The sequence below is a fragment of the Streptomyces sp. NPDC025638 genome (genome assembly GCF_055558775.1).
The window spans coordinates 32,453-49,926 of sequence record NZ_JBVHLX010000008.1; the positions used below are offsets into that span (position 1 = coordinate 32,453).

The following is a 17,474-nucleotide window of genomic DNA, read 5'->3' on the forward strand; positions in this document are numbered from 1 at the left end:
CTAAGACACGGCACTGACAATCCCGTCCGGTCCGTCAGCCGGTCCAGAAGTCCCACCAGCGGGTCAGGATCAGCATGCCGATGATGCCGATGTGCAGGACCGGCAGCACCCAGGTGAACTCGCCGAAGAAGCCCTTGAGCCAGCGCGGGGCCGGCAGGAAGTCGTTGCGGACGTTGAACGAGGTCGCGTACCAGAACATGATGATCGTGGCGACCCAGGCCAGCGAGCACCACAGGCACAGCGCGTTGATCCGGTACAGGGACTGGAACTGCAGCCAGGTGACGAAGCCGACGCCGAAGAGCGTGCCGAAGTTGAACGTCAGCCAGTACCAGCGCGGGAAGCGGGCCCGGGCCAGCAGGCTCATGCCGACACAGATCACGATGCCGTAGGCCACCAGGCCGAGCATCGGGTTGGGGAAGCCGAAGGCGGCGGCCTGCTTGCTCTCCATGACGCTGCCGCAGGAGACGACCGGGTTGAGGCTGCACCCGGGGGTGAAGGTCTTGCCCGCGACCTTGGCCTCAAGGATCTTGAACTTGTCGATCGTGATGACCCAGGCGGCGAGCAGACCGGCGGCGCCGGTGATGATCAGCAGCAGGGCGAAGGCGCGGCTGCCGCCCTCCGTGCGCGCGGTGGCACGCTCGGGCGCGGGGTCCGTCGAGACGTCTTTGACTGTCGTCTTGCTCATCACGCCGATCCGTCTGCTTGAGAGTTGGACATTCTTTGGGCAGGGGCCATTGTGCCGCACGAGCACGTCTGTCCACCGTTCGGTGGACATAAGGAGGTACGCACGGTCGTCCCCGAACGTTCGGTTCCGGCCGAAGCTCGACGGCATGACAGCACACGCGAACGAACACGCGGTGCACGTACGAGGGCTGCGCAAGCAGTACGGAGACGTGACCGCGGTGGACGGAATCGATCTCGGCATCCGGCGGGGTGAGGTGTTCGGCCTGCTGGGACCCAATGGTGCGGGCAAGAGCACCACGATGGAGATCCTCCAGGGCAACCGCTCGCGGGACGCGGGAGAGGTCTCGGTCCTGGGCGCGGACCCGGCGACGGGCACGCGCGCGTGGCGATCCCGTGTGGGAATCGTCTGGCAGGACGAATCGGCGCCCGCGGAGTTGACGGTCCGCGAGACCGTACGGCATTTCGCCCGCTACTACCCGAGGCCGCGCGATCCGCGGGAGGTCATCGGACTGGTCGGTCTGGAGGCGAAGGCGGACAGCCGGATCAAGGCCCTCTCGGGCGGGCAGCGGCGCCGTCTGGACGTGGCGCTCGGCGTGATCGGCAACCCCGAACTGCTGCTCCTGGACGAGCCGACGACCGGCTTCGACCCGGCGGCCAGACGGCAGTTCTGGGACCTCATCCGGCTGCTGGCCGACGAGGGCACCACGATCCTGCTGACCACGCACTATCTGGAGGAGGCCGAGGCGCTCGCGGACCGGCTGGCGATCGTCGCCCGGGGCCGGGTCGTCGCCGAGGGCGAACCCGTCGGGCTCCGCGAGCGGTACGGCACCGGCGCCACCGTCGAGTGGACGGACCCCGACGGCTCCACGCGCGCGGAGCACACGGACACCCCGACGAAGACCGTCGCCGGGCTCATGCACCGCTTCGACGGCGAGATACCGGGCCTCAGGGTGAGCCGCCCGACGCTGGAGGACGTCTACCTGCGGCTGACCGGACAGGAGACAGCGCGATGACCACGACCGCCGTACCCACCCGGACGGAACCCGCCGCCGTGCGCCTGCCCGGAGCCTGGGCCCTCGGACTGCACCGGGGCGCGCTGGAGATCAAGCAGTTCTTCCGGCAGCGCGAGCAGGTGGTCTTCACCTTCTCCTTCCCGGTCGTCTTCCTGTTCCTCTTCGCCTCGATCTTCCACGACGACGTGCGCGGTAGCGGCGTCACCGCCTCCCAGTTGTACGTCCCGGCGATGATGGCCTCGGGGATCATGTCGACCAGCTTCCAGTCGCTGGGCATCTCGATCGCCATCGAGCGGGACGAGAAGGTGCTGCGCCGGCTGCGCGGCACTCCGATGCCGCCGGCGTCGTACTTCCTGGGGAAGATCTGGCTGGTTCTGTTCACCGGCGTGCTGGAGACCGCGATCCTCCTGCTCGTCGGCACCACGTTCTACGGCGTCGACCTGCCGTCGGACGCGGACCGCTGGTTCGACTTCGCATGGATCTTCGTGCTCGGTATGACCGGCTGCGCGCTGCTCGGGATCGCCATCAGTTCGGTGCCCAAGTCGGGCAAGAGCGCGAGCTCCGTCGTCGTACTGCCCTTCCTCGTCCTCCAGTTCATCTCCGGCGTCTACATCTCCATCGGCACCATCCCCGACTGGATGCTGGACATCGGCGCCCTGTTCCCGCTGAAGTGGCTGTGCCAGGGGCTGCGCGGGGTGTTCCTGCCGGACTCCGCGCGCGTCCTCGAACAGGCGGGGAGCTGGGAGTTCGGGCGCATCGCACTGGTGCTGGCCGCCTGGTGCGTCGGAGGATTGGCGCTGTGTCTGCTCACTTTCCGGTGGAAGAACCGGCGCGAGGGATGACCCGCTGGAGCGCGGCGCGCGGCGCGGACGTCTGGGACCGCGCGATCGGGCTCTGGGACGCGTACTTCGCGGTCGCCTGGGCAGCCACACTGGCCTTCGTCCTCGCGGCGGCGCATCCGTGGTGGACCGTCCGGGCCGTCGCCGCCGCGCTGCTCGTACCGCTGGTGCCGTGGTACGCCGCGGTGGGCCGTCCCCTGCTCCTGGCGGAGGAGCCGGGCGAGCGGCGGATGCTGCGCTATCTCTCGGGGGCGATCGCGCTGTTCCTGCCGTCGGCGGTGCTGGTCGGCGAGACGCGGCTGATGGCGTTCGCCCTCGTCCCCCAGTGCTTCATGGCGCTGCGCATGCGCGCCGCCCTGGCCGCGGTGACCGTGATCAACCTGGTGCCGGTGGTGGGCTGGGCGCTGGTGTGGCGGCCCGACGCCACCGATCTGTTCGCCAACGCGCTGTTCGCCGTGGTCACGCTCGTGTTCTCGGTGGCGGTCGGCAGCTGGATCATCCGGATCATCGAGCAGAGCGAGGAACGGGCCGAGCTGATCGCGGAACTGGACGCGAGCCGGCACGAGATCTCCCGGCTGTCGGCCGCGCACGGCGCACTCGCCGAGCGCGAGCGCATGGCCCGTGAGATACACGACACCCTCGCTCAGGGCTTCACCAGCCTGCTGATGCTGGTGCAGGCGGTCGAGGCCGAGCTGGAGGACGATCTCCCGCAGGCCCGCCGCCATCTGGCGCTGATGGACGAGACGGCCCGCCAGAACCTCGCCGAGGCCCGCGCCCTGGTGGCCGGCGGCGCACCCGCCGACCTCGATGGCGCCTCCCTCCCCGACGCGCTGGGCAGACTGGCGGCACGGCACGGGGCGACACTGAAGGTGACCGGTCCGGTGCGGGCGCTGCCGGCCGCCCCGGAGGTGGTGGCGCTGCGCTCCTGCCAGGAGGCGCTGGCGAACGCCCGCAAGCACGCGGGGAGTTCGGCGGCGGTCGGCATCCGGCTGTCGTACGCCGACGCGACGGTGACCGTCTCCGTGCGCGACGACGGCTGCGGCTTCGACCCGGTCACGGTGTCCGGCGGCTACGGTCTGGCGGGGCTGCGCGCCCGGGTCGCCGAGGTGGGCGGGACGGCCTCGGTGTGCAGCACGCCCGGCGACGGCACGACCGTGACCGTACGACTGCCCGTCCCCGCCGCCACCGTGAGGAGTGAGACCCCGTGATCCGGATCGTCCTGGCCGACGACCATCCCGTCGTCCGCGAGGGGCTGCGCGCCATGCTGAGTGCCGAGCCGGACCTGGAAGTGGTGGCCGACGCGACCAGCGGCCCGCAGGCCGAGGCACTGGCGGCCGAACTCCGGCCCGACATCGTGCTGATGGACCTGCGGATGCCGGGCGGTGACGGCGTCGACTCCATCCTGCGGATGAGCGAAGCCGGGCTGCCGTGCCGGGTGATCGTGCTCACCACGTACGAGACCGACCGCGACATCCTGCGGGCCGTGGAGGCGGGGGCGGCGGGCTATCTGCTGAAGGACCTGCCCCGCGGCCAACTCGCCGACTCGGTACGGGCCGCGGCCCGGGGCGAGACCGTACTGGCACCGTCGGTCGCGGCCCGTCTGGTGGACCAGCTCCGCGCCAGGCCGGAACGGCCGCGGCTGTCGGAGCGGGAGAGGGCGGTGCTGCGGTTGGTCGCGGAAGGCTGCACCAATGCCGAGATCGGACGTCGTCTGTTCATCGGGGAGTCGACGGTGAAGACCCATCTGCTGCGCGTCTTCGGCAAGTTGGGCGTGGACGACCGGACGGCGGCGGTCACCTGCGCGATGCGGCACGGGCTGCTCGACCAGTGAGCGAAGGGGCGCCGGATTCCCCGGCGCCCCTTGGTGCGTTACTGCCGGCCCAGCCGCTCGCTGTACTAGCCGAGCCTCGACTCCAGCTCCGCCACGATCTCGTTCACGCCGATCGCCGTCTGCTCGCCGGACTCCATGTCCTTGAGCTGGACGACGCCCTCGACGAGGTCGCGTTCGCCGGCGATGAGCGCGTAGCGGGCCCCGCTGCGGTTGGCGCTCTTCATCGCGCTCTTGAGCCCCTTCACGCCGTAGGAGAAGTCGGCCGCGACACCGAGCCTGCGCAGCTCCGTGACCTTCGCGAAGAGCAACCGACGGGCGTCCTCACTGAGCGGGACCGCGAAGACCGAGGTCGAGGACGGGAGGTCGAGCTCGACGCCCTCCGCCGCCAGGGCCAGGACCGTCCGGTCGACACCCAGCGCCCAGCCCACGGACGGCAGCGCCGGACCGCCGATCATCTCCGACAGGCCGTCGTAGCGGCCGCCGCCGCCCACCGCGGACTGGGAGCCCAGACCGTCGTGGACGAACTCGAAGGTCGTACGGGTGTAGTAGTCCAGGCCGCGCACCAGCTTCGGGTCGTCCTCGAAGGCCACGCCCGCCGCCGTGATCAACTCACGGACCTCCTCGTGGTACGCCTTGCAGGCGTCGCAGAGGTAGTCCCGCAGGAGGGGCGCGTCGCCCAGCTGCTTCTGGACCGACTCACGCTTGTCGTCGAGCACCCGGAGCGGGTTGATGTCGACGCGGCGGCGCGTGTCCTCGTCCAGGTCCAGGCCCCGCAGGAAGTCCACCAGCGCGGCCCGGTACACCGGCCGGCACTCCTTGTCGCCCAGGCTGTTCAGCAGGATGCGGAAGTTCCGCAGGCCCAGCGAGCGGTACGCCTGGTCGGCCAGGATGATCAGCTCGGCGTCCAGCGCCGGGTCCTCCGCGCCGATCGCCTCGGCGCCGACCTGGGAGAAGTGCCTGTAGCGGCCCTTCTGGGGGCGCTCGTAGCGGTAGTACGAGCCCGAGTACCAGAGCTTGACCGGGAGGTTGCCCGCCTTGTGCAGGTTGGCCTCCAGCGCCGCGCGCAGTACGGAGGCCGTGCCCTCGGGGCGCAGGGCGAGCCGGTCGCCGCCCTTGGTCTCGAAGGCGTACATCTCCTTCGTCACGATGTCGGTCGACTCGCCGACACCGCGCGCGAAGAGCTCCACGCTCTCGAAGCCGGGCGTCTCGATGTAGCCGTAGCCGGAGTTGCGCAGGGGCGCGGCGATCGCCTCGCGCACAGCGAGGTACTTGGCGGAATCCGGCGGGATCAGGTCGTACGTGCCCTTGGGGGCCTTGAAGGTGCTCACGGAAGGTCTCGTCACATTCCTCGTCGGGGAGCGTCGACATTCGCTCCCGGGCCGGCGGCCACCTGCCGCAGATACGGGTTGGTGGCGCGCTCCTGGCCGATGGTCGTCTGGGGGCCGTGGCCGGACAGCACCACGGTCGAGTCGTCGAGCGGCAGGCACACGCGGGCCAGCGAGTCGAGCATCTCGGCCATGTCACCGCCGGGCAGGTCGGTGCGTCCGATGGAGCCGGCGAAGAGCAGATCGCCCGAGAAGAAGACCGACGGGATGTCCGCGGTCTCAGGCATCTGGAAGGTCACCGACCCCTTGGTATGGCCGGGCGCATGCGCGACGGAGAGTTCCAGACCCGCCAGTTCCAGCCGGGCGCCGTCGGTCAGCTCCTTGACGTCGTCGGGCTCCCCCACGGTCAGCTCGCCGATGAGCGGCATGCCGATGGAACGGCCGAGCGCCTTACCGGGGTCGCTCATCATGTACCGGTCCTCGGGGTGGATCCACGCGGGTACGTCGTGCGCGCCGCACACCGGGACGACCGAGGCCACGTGGTCGATGTGGCCATGGGTGAGGACGACGGCGACGGGCTTGAGCCGATGCTTCCTGAGCGCTTCCTCGACTCCTTGGGCGGCCTGGTGGCCCGGGTCGATGATCACGCACTCCTCACCGGCGGCGGGGGCGACGAGATAACAGTTCGTCCCCCAGGCCCCGGCGGGGAACCCGGCAATGAGCACGATCGTCCTTCGTTGTGTCGATACGGGCAGGCTGATGCTGCTGCAGAGCCTACCGGCGCTGCCGATTCCTCAGCGAACCCATATACGGTACGGGGCTACACGCTGCGGTCGGCTCACAGGGCGCACGCGTACCGGTCGACACACGACACTCATGAGGAGAGAACCCGGTGGTCAGCCAGGAACAGCGGAAGCGTCAGCTCGCCCGGGAGAAGTTCTTGCGGCAGCAGCAGCGGCGCACGAGCGCGCGGCGCAAGGCACGCATGCGCAACTCCGTGATCGCGTCGGTGCTCGGCGTGGTCGTCATCGGCAGTGTCGCCCTGTACACGACCGGGGTACTCAAGAACGACGACGACAAGACCAACGCGAGCGCGGACGTCACGCCCAGCGCCTCGGCCCCCAGCAAGGCGCCGGACCCGTGCGAGAAGGCCGCCGCGGGCTCCGTGAAGAAGCTCAGCTGGAAGAAGGAGCCGACGGTCACGATCGACAAGTCGGCCAAGTACACGATGAAGCTGGCGACGACGTGCGGTGACATCGACGTCGCGATGAAGGCGTCCGCGGCGCCGCACACCGTGAACTCGTTCAACTTCCTCGCCGGCCAGGGCTACTTCGACCACACCAAGTGCCACCGGCTCACCACCAACGGCATCTACGTGCTCCAGTGCGGCGACCCGACGGGCACCGGCAGCGGCGGTCCCGGCTACACGATCCCGGACGAGAACCTGAAGGACAGCAGCCTGAAGGGCAACGTCTACCCGGCGGGCACGGTCGCGATGGCGAACACCGGCCAGAAGCACACCGGCGGCAGCCAGTTCTTCCTGGTGTACGCGGACTCCCAGTTGCCGCCCAGCTACGCACCGTTCGGTACTGTCGACGCGGCGGGCCTGAAGGTGCTGAAGAAGATCGCCACCGCGGGCGAGAACACGGGCGCCGGTGACGGAGCCCCGAACGCGACGGTCGTCATCAACAAGGCGACGGTCACAAAATCCTGACGAGCATGACGGCCAGCTGCGGAATTTCGGTCGCGCGGGATGCGGACAGGCAACCCGCCGGTCGCCTATGTTGGCCGTGACGAAACTGTGGACGATGCCCGGGGGCGCGAAGGCTCCTCGCAGGCATCATGTGGAGGAGGCGCTGTGAGCAGCGACCCGTGGGGCCGCGTCGACGAGACGGGGACCGTGTACGTGCGTACGGCCGACGGCGAGCAGGTCGTCGGTTCCTGGCAGGCCGGCTCCCCCGAGGAGGCGCTGGCCTACTTCGAGCGCAAGTACGAGGGCCTGGTTGTCGAGATCGGCCTCCTCGAAAAGCGAGTGCAGACCACCGACCTGTCGGCGAAGGACGCCCAGACGGCCATCGGCCACCTGCGGGAGCAGATCGAGGCGCACCACGCGGTGGGCGACCTGGACGCGCTGCGGGCGCGGCTGGACAAGCTGGTGGCGACCGTCGACGCGCGCCGCGAGGAGCGCAAGGCGCAGCGTGCGAAGCAGTCCGACGAGGCCCGCAAGGCCAAGGAGGACCTGGTCACCGAGGCGGAGCAGCTGGCCCAGTCCGACCAGTGGCGGGCGGCCGGCGAGCGGCTGCGTGCGCTGGTGGACACCTGGAAGGGGCTGCCCCGGCTGGACCGCAAGTCCGACGACGAGCTGTGGCACCGCTTCTCGCACGCCCGCTCGGCGTTCTCCAAGCGCCGCAAGGCCCACTTCGCGCAGCTCGACGCGCAGCGCGAGGACGCCCGCAAGGCCAAGGAGAGGCTGGTCGCCGAGGCCGAGGCGCTGTCCGACTCCACGGACTGGGGTCCGACGGCCGCCCGCTACCGCGAGCTGATGGCGGAGTGGAAGGCCGCGGGCCGCGCCCAGCGCGAGCACGAGGACGATCTGTGGAACCGCTTCCGCGGCGCCCAGGACGTCTTCTTCGCCGCCCGCAGCTCGGTCTTCGCCGAGCGGGACGCGGAGCAGTCGGAGAACCTGAAGCTGAAGGAGGAGCTGGCCGAGGAGGCCGAGAAGCTCCTTCCGATCACGGACCTGAAGGCCGCCCGGGCCGCCTTCCGCTCGATCAACGAGCGCTGGGAGGCCATCGGCCATGTGCCGCGTGACGCGCGTCCGAAGATCGAGGGCCGGATGCACACGGTCGACCGGGCCATCCAGGAGGCCGAGGAGGCCGAGTGGCGCCGGACGAACCCGGAGGCACGCGCGCGTGCCGAGGGTCTGACCGGTCAGCTGCAGGCGGCCGTGGACAAGCTGAGGGGCCAGATCGAGCAGGCGCGCGCCCAGGGCAACACGTCCAGGGCCGACAAGCTCGAAAAGGAGCTGGAGGGCCGCCAGGCGCTCCTGGACCAGGCTCTGAAGGGTCTGCAGGAGTTCGGCGGCTGACGGGCCGCGACAACGCCTTACGCATGCGAGAGGGCCCCGTACGCCATGTACGGGGCCCTCTCGTCGTATGCGCCGGTGCGACGCGGTGTGCGCCTGTGCGCCGCGCTACCGCGATGCGGTGGTCATGACCGGTTGCGCGCCGAGGTCACGCGGTAGACGTCGTACACGCCCTCCACGCCCCGCACGGCCTTCAGGACGTGTCCGAGGTGCTTCGGGTCGCCCATCTCGAAGGTGAAGCGGGAGGTGGCGACGCGGTCGCGGGAGGTCTGGACGGCCGCGGAGAGGATGTTGACGTGCTGGTCCGACAGGACGCGGGTGACGTCCGACAGGAGCCGGGAGCGGTCCAGCGCCTCGACCTGGATGGCGACCAGGAAGACCGAGGACTGGGTGGGCGCCCACTCGACGTCGAGGATGCGCTCGGGTTCGCGGGACAGTGACTCCACGTTGACGCAGTCGCTGCGGTGAACCGATACGCCGCTACCGCGTGTGACGAAGCCGATGATCGGGTCGCCGGGTACGGGCGTACAGCAGCGGGCCAGCTTGACCCACACGTCGTCGACGCCCTTGACCACGACGCCCGGGTCGGCGCTGGAGCGGCGCTTGCGGCCACGGGTGCGCGTGGGCGGTACGGCCTCGTCGATCTCCTCGGTGGCGGCCTCCTCGCCGCCGAGGGCCTGGACGAGTTTCTGCACGATGTTCTGCGCGGAGACATGGCCCTCGCCGATCGCCGCGTACAGCGCGGAGATGTCCGAGTAGCGCATCTCGTGGGCGAGCGTCACGAGCGAGTCACCGGTGAGGATGCGCTGGATCGGCAGGTTCTGCTTGCGCATCGCGCGGACGATGGCGTCCTTGCCCTGCTCGATCGCCTCGTCGCGGCGTTCCTTGGAGAACCAGGCCCGGATCTTGTTGCGGGCGCGCGGCGACTTGACGAAGCCGAGCCAGTCGCGGGACGGGCCCGCACCGGGTGCCTTGGAGGTGAAGACCTCCACCAAGTCGCCGTTGTCCAGGGTGGATTCGAGCGGTACGAGCCGGCCGTTGACCCGTGCTCCTATGGTGCGGTGGCCGACCTCGGTGTGGACCGCGTAGGCGAAGTCGACCGGGGTGGCCCCGGCCGGCAACGCTATGACATCGCCTTTGGGGGTGAAGACGAAGACCTCGTTGCGGGACAGGTCGAAGCGCAGCGACTCCAGGAACTCGCTGGGGTCCTCCGTCTCCTTCTGCCAGTCCAGCAACTGCCGCAGCCACGCCATGTCGTTGATGGCGTCCTTGTCCTTGCCGGACGTCCTGGGCGCGTCCGTACGGACCTTGGAGGCGCCGGCGACGGCCTCCTGCTTGTACTTCCAGTGCGCGGCGATGCCGTACTCGGCGCGGCGGTGCATGTCGAACGTGCGGATCTGGAGTTCGACGGGCTTGCCGTTGGGGCCGATCACCGTCGTGTGCAGCGACTGGTACATGTTGAACTTGGGCATCGCGATGTAGTCCTTGAACCGGCCGGGGACCGGGTTCCATCGCGCGTGCACGGTGCCGAGGGCCGCGTAGCAGTCGCGGACGGTGTCGACAAGTACACGAATCCCCACCAGGTCGTAGATCTCCGCGAAGTCCCGGCCGCGGACGATCATCTTCTGGTAGACGCTGTAGTAGTGCTTCGGGCGGCCGGTGACCGTCGCCTTGATGCGGGCGGCGCGCAGATCGGCCTGGACCTCGTCGGTCACTATGGCCAGATACTCGTCACGCTTCGGTGCCCGCTCGGCCACCAGCCGTACGATCTCGTCGTACATCTTGGGGTAGAGGATCGCGAACGCGAGGTCCTCCAGTTCCCACTTGATGGTGTTCATGCCGAGGCGATGGGCGAGCGGCGCGTAGATCTCAAGGGTCTCGCGCGCCTTCTTCTCCTGCTTCTCGCGCTTGAGGTAACGCATGGTGCGCATGTTGTGCAGGCGGTCGGCGAGCTTGATGACCAGGACGCGCGGGTCCTTGGCCATGGCGACGACCATCTTGCGCACGGTCTCGGCCTGCGCGGCCTCGCCGAACTTCACCTTGTCCAGCTTGGTGACGCCGTCGACGAGGAGGGCGACGGTGTCGCCGAAGTCACGGCGGAGCTGGTCGAGGCCGTACTCGGTGTCCTCGACGGTGTCGTGCAGCAGGCCCGCCATGAGGGTGGCCGGGTCCATGCCCAGCTCGGCGAGGATCGTGGTCACCGCGAGCGGGTGGGTGATGTACGGGTCGCCGCTCTTGCGCTTCTGGCCGCGGTGCCAGCGCTCGGCGACCTGGTAGGCGCTTTCGATCTGGCGGAGCGTGGCGTTCTCGATCTTGGGGTCGTTGCTGCGCACTATCCGCAGCAGCGGTTCGAGAACCGGGTTGTACGGGTTCGCGCGCTGGACGCCGAGGCGGGCGAGGCGGGCGCGGACGCGGTTGGAGGAGCCGGAGCGGGCGGGCTGGCCCGCGGAGGGACGGACCACGGGGGGCTGCGCGGAGCGCTCGGGCGGGGCCGGCTTGGGGCGCGAGGTCGCTGCAGGCTTCTCGACGGGCGTGGACTGGGCGTGCTCGACCGTCCCGCGGGTGTCGTTCTTCGCGTGCGGCGCGGGCTTGGCCGCCGGCGCCGAGGCGGACTCGGCCTTGGCGGCGGTCAGGTGCTGGGCCTCGTCTGGCAAGAGGACTCCTCGTGCGCGATCCGGGTCCCCCGGTCAGGCTCCGGAGACCCCATGGTAGCGATCCTCAGCCCAAGCATCGCCTTCAGGCCGATGTGAGGACCGACTACCAGAGAAACACCAGAGGCTGCCGCCGGATTCCACAGGGGCGGCGCGCGGGTGGTCGGCGGATGTCCCGGTGGTTGCGAGAGCCTTGCGCCAGCCGCCGCGAGCGAAGCCGATTCCCGCGAACCGAGGCTTGCGGCAGCCCGCCCCAGGAACGACGCCGACTCCGCGGACACTCGCACGAAAGGCCGCCACCGGACCCACCCGGACCACCTGCGGACGGTCGGCCGACCTGCGCGGGTTGCAAGCGCCTTACGGCAGCCACCCGGGACCGAAGCCGACTCCCGCAGGCACAGGCTTGCGGCAGCCCGCCCCAGAAACGACGCCGACCTCGCGAACACCCGCACGAAAGGCTGCCGCCGGACCTGCTGCGGAAGCCGTGCGGCAGCCCCACCGAGGGCGAAGCCGACTCCGTCGACGCGCAAGCGACAGGCCGCCGCTGGACCCCCGCGGGCCGCCCTACGGCGGTCGGCGGGTGGCCTGGGGGTTGCGGAAGGTTTGCGAGGGCTGCCGTGGTTGCCTGTGGGAGTCGTCACGGTGCTGCCGAGGGACAGCATGGCCGAACGCCGACGGCCGCCCCGGGTTCCGGGGCGGCCGTTCGGTTGGGTCTGTGGTGTTCAGAGCCTGAGGAGAGCCTCCAGGGGAGAGCCGTTCAGGGGCGCTTCCAGGCGGGCGCGGCCGTCGAGGAAGCCGAGTTCCATCAGGACCGCGACGCCCGCCACCTCGGCACCCGCCCGGTGGATGAGCTGGATCGCGGCCTCGGCCGTGCCGCCGGTGGCCAGCACGTCGTCGACGATCAGCACACGGTCGCCGGACGTGAGGTCCTCCGCGTGCACCTCGATCTCCGCCGAGCCGTACTCCAGGTCGTACGCCTGGCGCAGCGTGGCACCGGGAAGCTTGCCCGCCTTGCGCACGGGGATGAACCCGAGGCCCGCGCGGACGGCGACCGGAGCGCCGAGGATGAAGCCACGGGCCTCCAGGCCGACGATCTTGGTGGCACCGGTGTTCCCGGCGATCTGCGCCAGCGCGTCGGTGAGCGCGGTGAACGCCGCCGGGTCCGCCAGGAGCGGGGTGATGTCCTTGAACATCACCCCCGGCTCCGGGTAGTCGGCCACCTCGCGGATACGGCTGAGCAGCAGTTCCTCGATGCCCGTCATCGGCGCTTCCCCGAGGCTCGCCCACGGCCCCGGCTGCGGGACGCGGACTGGCCGCGGGGGCCGACCACGGCGGCCGCGGCGTCCTCCGGCTCACCCGCGGCCCGGTTCTCCGCTGCCTCCTCCTCCGCGGCGGCCTGGGCCCGCTTGGCCAGGACACGCTTGCGGAGGGCCTTCATCTGCGGCTCGCGCTCCTTGAGGTCGGCGACGAGCGGCGTGGCGATGAAGATCGAGGAGTACGCACCTGCCGCGAGGCCGACGAACAGCGACAGTGAGATGTCGTTGAGCGTGCCGGCGCCGAGGAAACCGCCACCGATGAACAGCAGGCCCGCCACCGGCAGCAGCGCGACCACCGTGGTGTTGATCGAACGGACCAGGGTGCCGTTGATCGACTGATTGGCGATGTCGCTGTAGGTGAAGCGGGTCTGCTTGGTGATGTCCTTCGTCTGCTCCTTGAGGCTGTCGAAGACGACGACCGTGTCGTAGAGCGAGTAACCGAGGATCGTCAGCAGACCGATGACCGTACCCGGGGTGACCTCGAAGCCGACCAGGGCGTAGATACCGGTCGTGATCGTGATGTCGTGGATCAGCGCGACGAGTGCCGCGACGGCCATGCGCCACTCGAAGGCGATCGCCAGATAGATCACGACGAGGACCATGAAGATCGCCAGGCCCTGCCAGGCCTTGGAGGCGATCTGCTCGCCCCAGCTGGGGCCGACCAGGTCGGCCGCGAGCTTCTCCGGGTCGATGCTCAGGTCCTTGGCCAGCGTCTGCTTGACCTGGTCGGACTTGTTGGTCTCGATGCCGGCGATCTGGATGCGCATGCTGCCGTCGCCGAGCTTCTGCACGATCGCCGCATGGCCGGAGGCGTCCTTCGCGTACTCCTCCGCCTGGGTCACCGAGACGTGCATTCCCTTGGGCGTCGTGAAGACCGCTCCGCCCTGGAACTCGATGCCCATGTTCAGACCGCGCACCGCCAGGCCGACGATGGCCGTGATGGTGATCAGGATGGAGATGCCGTACCAGAGCTTGCGGTGGCCGATGAAGTCGTAGCTGACCTCACCACGGTGCAGTCGGGCGCCGAGGTTGCCGAGTTTCGACATCTCACGCTTCCTTCGGGTCGACAGGGCCGGCGGCAGGACCGGCGGGACGGCGGGTGCGGCGCAGCGGGGCCTTGGCACCCAGGCTCTTCGGGTCGAGGCCGGACCACTTGTGGCCGCTCGCGAAGAACTTGCGGCGGGCGAGGATCGTCATCAGCGGCTTGGTGAAGAAGAAGACGACGACCACGTCGAGCACGGTGGTCAGACCCAGCGTGAACGCGAAGCCCTGGACCTTGCCGACGGTGACGATGAACAGCACCGCGGCGGCGAGGAACGACACGAAGTCGGAGACCAGGATGGTGCGCCGGGCACGCGGCCAGGCCCGCTCGACGGCGGGTCGCAGCGAGCGGCCCTCGCGGATCTCGTCCCGGATGCGTTCGAAGTACACGATGAACGAGTCCGCGGTGATACCGATGGCCACGATGGCGCCACAGACCGCGGGCAGGTTCAGCGCGAAGCCGATGGCCGGGCCGAGCAGCGCCATGAGCACGTAGGTGAGGACGGCGGAGATCAGCAGCGAGGCCATCGCGACGAGCGACAGACCGCGGTAGTAGACCACCAGGTAGATCACGACCAGCGCGAGGCCGATCGCGCCGGCGAGCAGACCGGCGTGCAGCTGGTCGCCACCGAGCGCGGCGGTCACGGTGGTGACGCTCTGCTCCTGGAAGGACAGCGGGAGCGCGCCGTACGACAGCATGTTGGCGAGGCTCTGGGCCTCCTGCTGCGTGAAGCTGCCGGAGATCTCCGCCTGGCCGCCGGTGATGGACTGCTGGACGTACGGGCTGGAGACGACCTCGCCGTCGAGGACGATGCCGAACTCGTTCTGCGGCTGCTGCTTCTTGGACAGCTCGTCGGTGATGTCCGCGAACTTCTTGGCACCGCTGCCGTTGAAGTTCATCTGGACCTGCCAGCCGGAGGCGCCCTGCGTGTCGTACACGGCCTGGGCCTTCTTGACCTCGGTGCCGTCCACGGCGGCCGGGCCGAGCAGGTACTTGTACCAGACCTTGTTGTTCTCGCCGCAGGCCACCGTGGGCTCACCGGGCTTGGCCTTCTTGCCGGCGGTGGCACGGACGGTGGGCTTGGAGCAGTCCAGGGCGGCGTACTCGGCCTGGAGCTTCGCGGCCGCCGCGGCGTCGGCGCCGCCGCTGGAGGAGGCGGACGGGCTCGCGGAGGACGTGGCGCTCCCGGACGCGGAGGAGGACGGCGTGGCGTCGTCCTTGAGGGCGTCGGTGACCGCGCGGCCCTGCGAGGTGGCGGTGGCCGTCGGGGACGCGGAGGAGGACGAGGACGCCTTCTCGTTCGAGGACGCGCTGCTCGACGGGCTCGGCGAGGAGCTGCCGCTGGAGGAGGCGCTCGGCGAGGGGCTCGCCGACGCCGGAACGCTGGCCTCGCTGGCCAGGACGGGCCGGAAGTACAGCTTCGCGGTGGTGCCGACCTGTTCCTGGGCCTCCTTGGAGTTGGTGCCCCTGGGGATGTTGACGATGATGTTGTCGGTTCCCTGGGTCTGCACCTCCGCCTCGGAGACGCCCAGGCCGTTGACACGGCGGTTCATGATGTCGACCGCGGTGTCCATGTTGGCCTTGTTGATCGCGGACCCCTGGTCGGCCTTGGCCTTGAGCGTGATGCTCGTGCCGCCGGCAAGGTCGATGCCCAGACGCGGGGTGGTGTGCCCGGTGGCGAACATGCCGCCGGTCAGCGCCGCGATGGCGATCAGGATGAGGGCCAGCGAGCGCCCCGGCTTGCTCTGGGCGCTCGCGCTCCGGCCCCTCTTAGGTGCTGCCACCTTCTCGTACTCCCTCTCGGGCCGTTTCGCGCCGGTCGGCGCGGTCGGCCATGACATGGTGTCGGGATCCCGTCCGGGAAACAGACGCGCCCGGGGCGCGCTGGGCGCGAACGGATCGCGCCGCGCTCCCCGGGACGTGGCTACTTCGCGTCGGAGTCGCCGTCGGTCTTCTTCGGCTCGTCGTCGGCCTTCGCCTCGACGGACTCGGCCTGGTCGGCCTGCTCGTCGGCCTCGTCCTTCTTACCGAGGTCGACGGCCTTGTCGTCGGAGGCGGCGGCAGCGTCGGCGGCGGACGCGTCGGTCTCGGTGAGGGAGGAGGCGTCGTCCGGGACGACGTCGGACTTCAGGTCGTGCTCGATGCCGTGGACGATGCGGTTGTACTCGTCGTCGGTGAGGACGGCGCCGATCGCGTTCTTCGCGAAGAGGAGCTCGACACCCGGGCCGGCGTCAAGGAGGACCGTGTCCTCGTTGACCTCCTTGACCGTCGCGTACATGCCCCCGATCGTGCGGACGCCGGAACCGGGCTGCATCTCGTTCCGCATGTTGGCGGCCTGCTGCTGCTTCTTCTTGGCCGAGCGCGTCATCAGGAACATGGCCGCGATGAGCACGATGAACGGGAGAAGGGTCAAGGTATTCACGGGACGGGATTTCCTTCGCACGACCGCGGCGGGGAGCGGCCTGGTGGATGGGGGTGTGGTCGGCGCCGCCGGTAAGAGCGGCATCGGCGGAGTCTAAGCGAGTCCGCGTGCATGGAACAACGCTCAGCATGGCACCTGGGTTCCTGCCCCGGCCAATGCGCTCGCCGTCACGCCCCGAACAGGTCCTGTTGTCCGGTTCCCGAGGCCGTCGAGCGGGGCGGGGTGAGGCCGAGATGCGCCCATGCCGCGGGCGTGGCGACGCGTCCGCGCGGGGTCCGGGCGAGCAGTCCCTCCCGGACGAGGAAGGGCTCGGCGACCTCCTCGACGGTCTCGCGCTCCTCGCCCACCGCGACGGCGAGCGTCGACAGGCCGACCGGGCCGCCGCCGAACAGCTTGAGCAGGGCCTGCAGGACGGCGCGGTCCAGGCGGTCGAGGCCACGGGCGTCGACCTCGTAGACCTGCAGGGCGGCCGCGGCGATCTCCTTCGTGATGATCCCGTCCGCCTTGACCTGCGCATAGTCGCGGACCCGGCGCAGCAGGCGGTTGGCGATACGGGGCGTGCCGCGGGAGCGGCCGGCGATCTCGGCGGCGCCGTCGGACCCGATCTCGACGTCGAGCAGGCCCGCCGAGCGGTGGACGACGCGCTCCAGTTCGTGCGGCTCGTAGAACTCCATGTGCGCGGTGAAGCCGAAGCGGTCGCGCAGCGGGGGCGGCAGCAGGCCCGCGCGGGTGGTGGCGCCGACCAGGGTGAACGGGGGCAGTTCGAGGGGGATGGCGGTGGCGCCGGGGCCCTTGCCGACGATGACGTCGACGCGGAAGTCCTCCATCGCCATGTAGAGCATCTCCTCGGCGGGCCGGGACATGCGATGGATCTCGTCGAGGAAGAGGACCTCGCCCTCCTGGAGGGAGGAGAGGATCGCCGCGAGGTCGCCGGCGTGCTGGATGGCGGGGCCGCTGGTGATGCGGATGGGGGCGCCCATCTCTGCCGCGATGATCATCGAGAGGGTGGTCTTGCCGAGGCCGGGGGCACCGGAGAGCAGCACGTGGTCGGCGGTGGCGCCACGCGCGCGTGCGGCGCGCAGGACCAGGTCGAGCTGCTCGCGGACCTTCTCCTGGCCGATGAACTCGCCCAGGTCCTTGGGGCGCAGCGCGGCCTCGACGGCCTGGTCCTCACGGTCGGCGACAGGGCCCACCAGCCGCTCGGCGGCGGAGGCGTCGGTCGTGTCGTCCCAGTTCACTGAGGTCTCCTAGCTGAGGGTGGCGCAG

The 17,474-nt window shown here is 69.9% G+C and carries 15 protein-coding genes; 6 read left to right on the forward strand and 9 right to left on the reverse strand.

Annotated elements, in window-relative coordinates; genetic code table 11:
- Positions 1 to 34: 34 nt before the first annotated feature.
- Positions 35 to 685, reverse strand: coding sequence for a vitamin K epoxide reductase family protein (locus tag ACZ4EG_RS21315; RefSeq protein WP_467791693.1), 651 nt, complete (start codon positions 683 to 685; stop codon positions 35 to 37).
- 145 nt (positions 686 to 830) lie between these two features.
- Here ACZ4EG_RS21315 and ACZ4EG_RS21320 point away from each other — a divergent pair, with 145 nt between their 5' ends.
- The 4 genes from ACZ4EG_RS21320 to ACZ4EG_RS21335 are packed head-to-tail and all read left to right on the forward strand — an operon-like array spanning position 831 to position 4,367.
- Positions 831 to 1,697 carry an ABC transporter ATP-binding protein gene (locus ACZ4EG_RS21320; protein ID WP_453549458.1) on the forward strand — a complete coding sequence of 289 codons (867 nt, stop codon included), beginning with the start codon at positions 831 to 833 and terminating at the stop codon, positions 1,695 to 1,697.
- On the forward strand, positions 1,694 to 2,539 hold the full coding sequence (locus ACZ4EG_RS21325; RefSeq protein ID WP_467791694.1) for an ABC transporter permease: 846 nt from the start codon (positions 1,694 to 1,696) through the stop codon (positions 2,537 to 2,539). Before ACZ4EG_RS21320 ends, ACZ4EG_RS21325 begins: the two co-directional genes overlap by 4 nt.
- On the forward strand, positions 2,536 to 3,744 hold the full coding sequence (locus ACZ4EG_RS21330; RefSeq protein WP_467791695.1) for a sensor histidine kinase: 1,209 nt from the start codon (positions 2,536 to 2,538) through the stop codon (positions 3,742 to 3,744). Before ACZ4EG_RS21325 ends, ACZ4EG_RS21330 begins: the two co-directional genes overlap by 4 nt.
- Positions 3,741 to 4,367: a response regulator gene (locus ACZ4EG_RS21335; protein WP_467791696.1), complete on the forward strand. Its 627-nt coding sequence runs from the start codon at positions 3,741 to 3,743 to the stop codon at positions 4,365 to 4,367. The genes ACZ4EG_RS21330 and ACZ4EG_RS21335 overlap by 4 nt, the downstream gene beginning before the upstream one ends.
- Before the next feature lie 65 nt (positions 4,368 to 4,432).
- Here ACZ4EG_RS21335 and hisS read toward each other — a convergent pair whose 3' ends face one another.
- The gene (gene hisS / locus ACZ4EG_RS21340; protein WP_453549467.1) at positions 4,433 to 5,695 is read right to left on the reverse strand and encodes a histidine--tRNA ligase; all 1,263 of its coding nucleotides are present in this window, start codon (positions 5,693 to 5,695) and stop codon (positions 4,433 to 4,435) included.
- 11 nt (positions 5,696 to 5,706) lie between these two features.
- The gene (locus ACZ4EG_RS21345) at positions 5,707 to 6,417 is read right to left on the reverse strand and encodes an MBL fold metallo-hydrolase (RefSeq protein WP_467791697.1); all 711 of its coding nucleotides are present in this window, start codon (positions 6,415 to 6,417) and stop codon (positions 5,707 to 5,709) included.
- 167 nt (positions 6,418 to 6,584) lie between these two features.
- Here ACZ4EG_RS21345 and ACZ4EG_RS21350 point away from each other — a divergent pair, with 167 nt between their 5' ends.
- Together ACZ4EG_RS21350 and ACZ4EG_RS21355 are read left to right on the forward strand one after the other, a co-directional pair.
- Complete coding sequence (locus tag ACZ4EG_RS21350) at positions 6,585 to 7,406, forward strand: peptidylprolyl isomerase (protein WP_467791698.1); 822 nt, start codon at positions 6,585 to 6,587, stop codon at positions 7,404 to 7,406.
- A 144-nt stretch (positions 7,407 to 7,550) separates the two neighbouring features.
- Positions 7,551 to 8,780 carry a DUF349 domain-containing protein gene (locus tag ACZ4EG_RS21355; RefSeq protein ID WP_453549472.1) on the forward strand — a complete coding sequence of 410 codons (1,230 nt, stop codon included), beginning with the start codon at positions 7,551 to 7,553 and terminating at the stop codon, positions 8,778 to 8,780.
- Positions 8,781 to 8,902: 122 nt separating this feature from the next.
- Here the strand turns inward: ACZ4EG_RS21355 and ACZ4EG_RS21360 are convergent, their stop codons facing one another.
- The 6 genes from ACZ4EG_RS21360 to ruvB form a co-directional block, all read right to left on the reverse strand.
- Positions 8,903 to 11,431: a RelA/SpoT family protein gene (locus ACZ4EG_RS21360; protein ID WP_467791699.1), complete on the reverse strand. Its 2,529-nt coding sequence runs from the start codon at positions 11,429 to 11,431 to the stop codon at positions 8,903 to 8,905.
- Positions 11,432 to 12,150: 719 nt separating this feature from the next.
- A complete protein-coding gene (locus ACZ4EG_RS21365; RefSeq protein ID WP_453549477.1) occupies positions 12,151 to 12,690 on the reverse strand; it encodes an adenine phosphoribosyltransferase in 540 nt (179 codons plus the stop codon).
- Positions 12,687 to 13,790, reverse strand: coding sequence for a protein translocase subunit SecF (gene secF, locus ACZ4EG_RS21370; RefSeq protein ID WP_453549479.1), 1,104 nt, complete (start codon positions 13,788 to 13,790; stop codon positions 12,687 to 12,689). Before secF ends, ACZ4EG_RS21365 begins: the two co-directional genes overlap by 4 nt.
- A 1-nt stretch (position 13,791) precedes the next feature.
- Positions 13,792 to 15,570 (reverse strand): protein translocase subunit SecD, encoded by a 1,779-nt coding sequence (gene secD, locus ACZ4EG_RS21375; protein WP_467791700.1) that lies wholly within the window; start codon positions 15,568 to 15,570, stop codon positions 13,792 to 13,794.
- Between the two features lie 140 nt (positions 15,571 to 15,710).
- Positions 15,711 to 16,208 (reverse strand): preprotein translocase subunit YajC, encoded by a 498-nt coding sequence (yajC, locus tag ACZ4EG_RS21380; RefSeq protein WP_390710862.1) that lies wholly within the window; start codon positions 16,206 to 16,208, stop codon positions 15,711 to 15,713.
- 167 nt (positions 16,209 to 16,375) lie between these two features.
- Positions 16,376 to 17,446, reverse strand: coding sequence for a Holliday junction branch migration DNA helicase RuvB (gene ruvB / locus ACZ4EG_RS21385; RefSeq protein ID WP_467791701.1), 1,071 nt, complete (start codon positions 17,444 to 17,446; stop codon positions 16,376 to 16,378).
- Between the last annotated feature and the right edge of the window lie 28 nt (positions 17,447 to 17,474).

Excerpts from the sequence above, each read along its gene's own strand:
- ACZ4EG_RS21315 (WP_467791693.1), bottom strand. The coding sequence starts at position 685 with ATGAGCAAGACGACAGTCAAAGACGTCTCGACGGACCCCGCGCCCGAG.
- ACZ4EG_RS21320 (WP_453549458.1), top strand. The coding sequence starts at position 831 with ATGACAGCACACGCGAACGAACACGCGGTGCACGTACGAGGGCTGCGC.
- ACZ4EG_RS21325 (WP_467791694.1), top strand. The coding sequence starts at position 1,694 with ATGACCACGACCGCCGTACCCACCCGGACGGAACCCGCCGCCGTGCGC.
- ACZ4EG_RS21330 (WP_467791695.1), top strand. The coding sequence starts at position 2,536 with ATGACCCGCTGGAGCGCGGCGCGCGGCGCGGACGTCTGGGACCGCGCG.
- ACZ4EG_RS21365 (WP_453549477.1), bottom strand. The coding sequence starts at position 12,690 with ATGACGGGCATCGAGGAACTGCTGCTCAGCCGTATCCGCGAGGTGGCC.
- secF (WP_453549479.1), bottom strand. The coding sequence starts at position 13,790 with ATGTCGAAACTCGGCAACCTCGGCGCCCGACTGCACCGTGGTGAGGTC.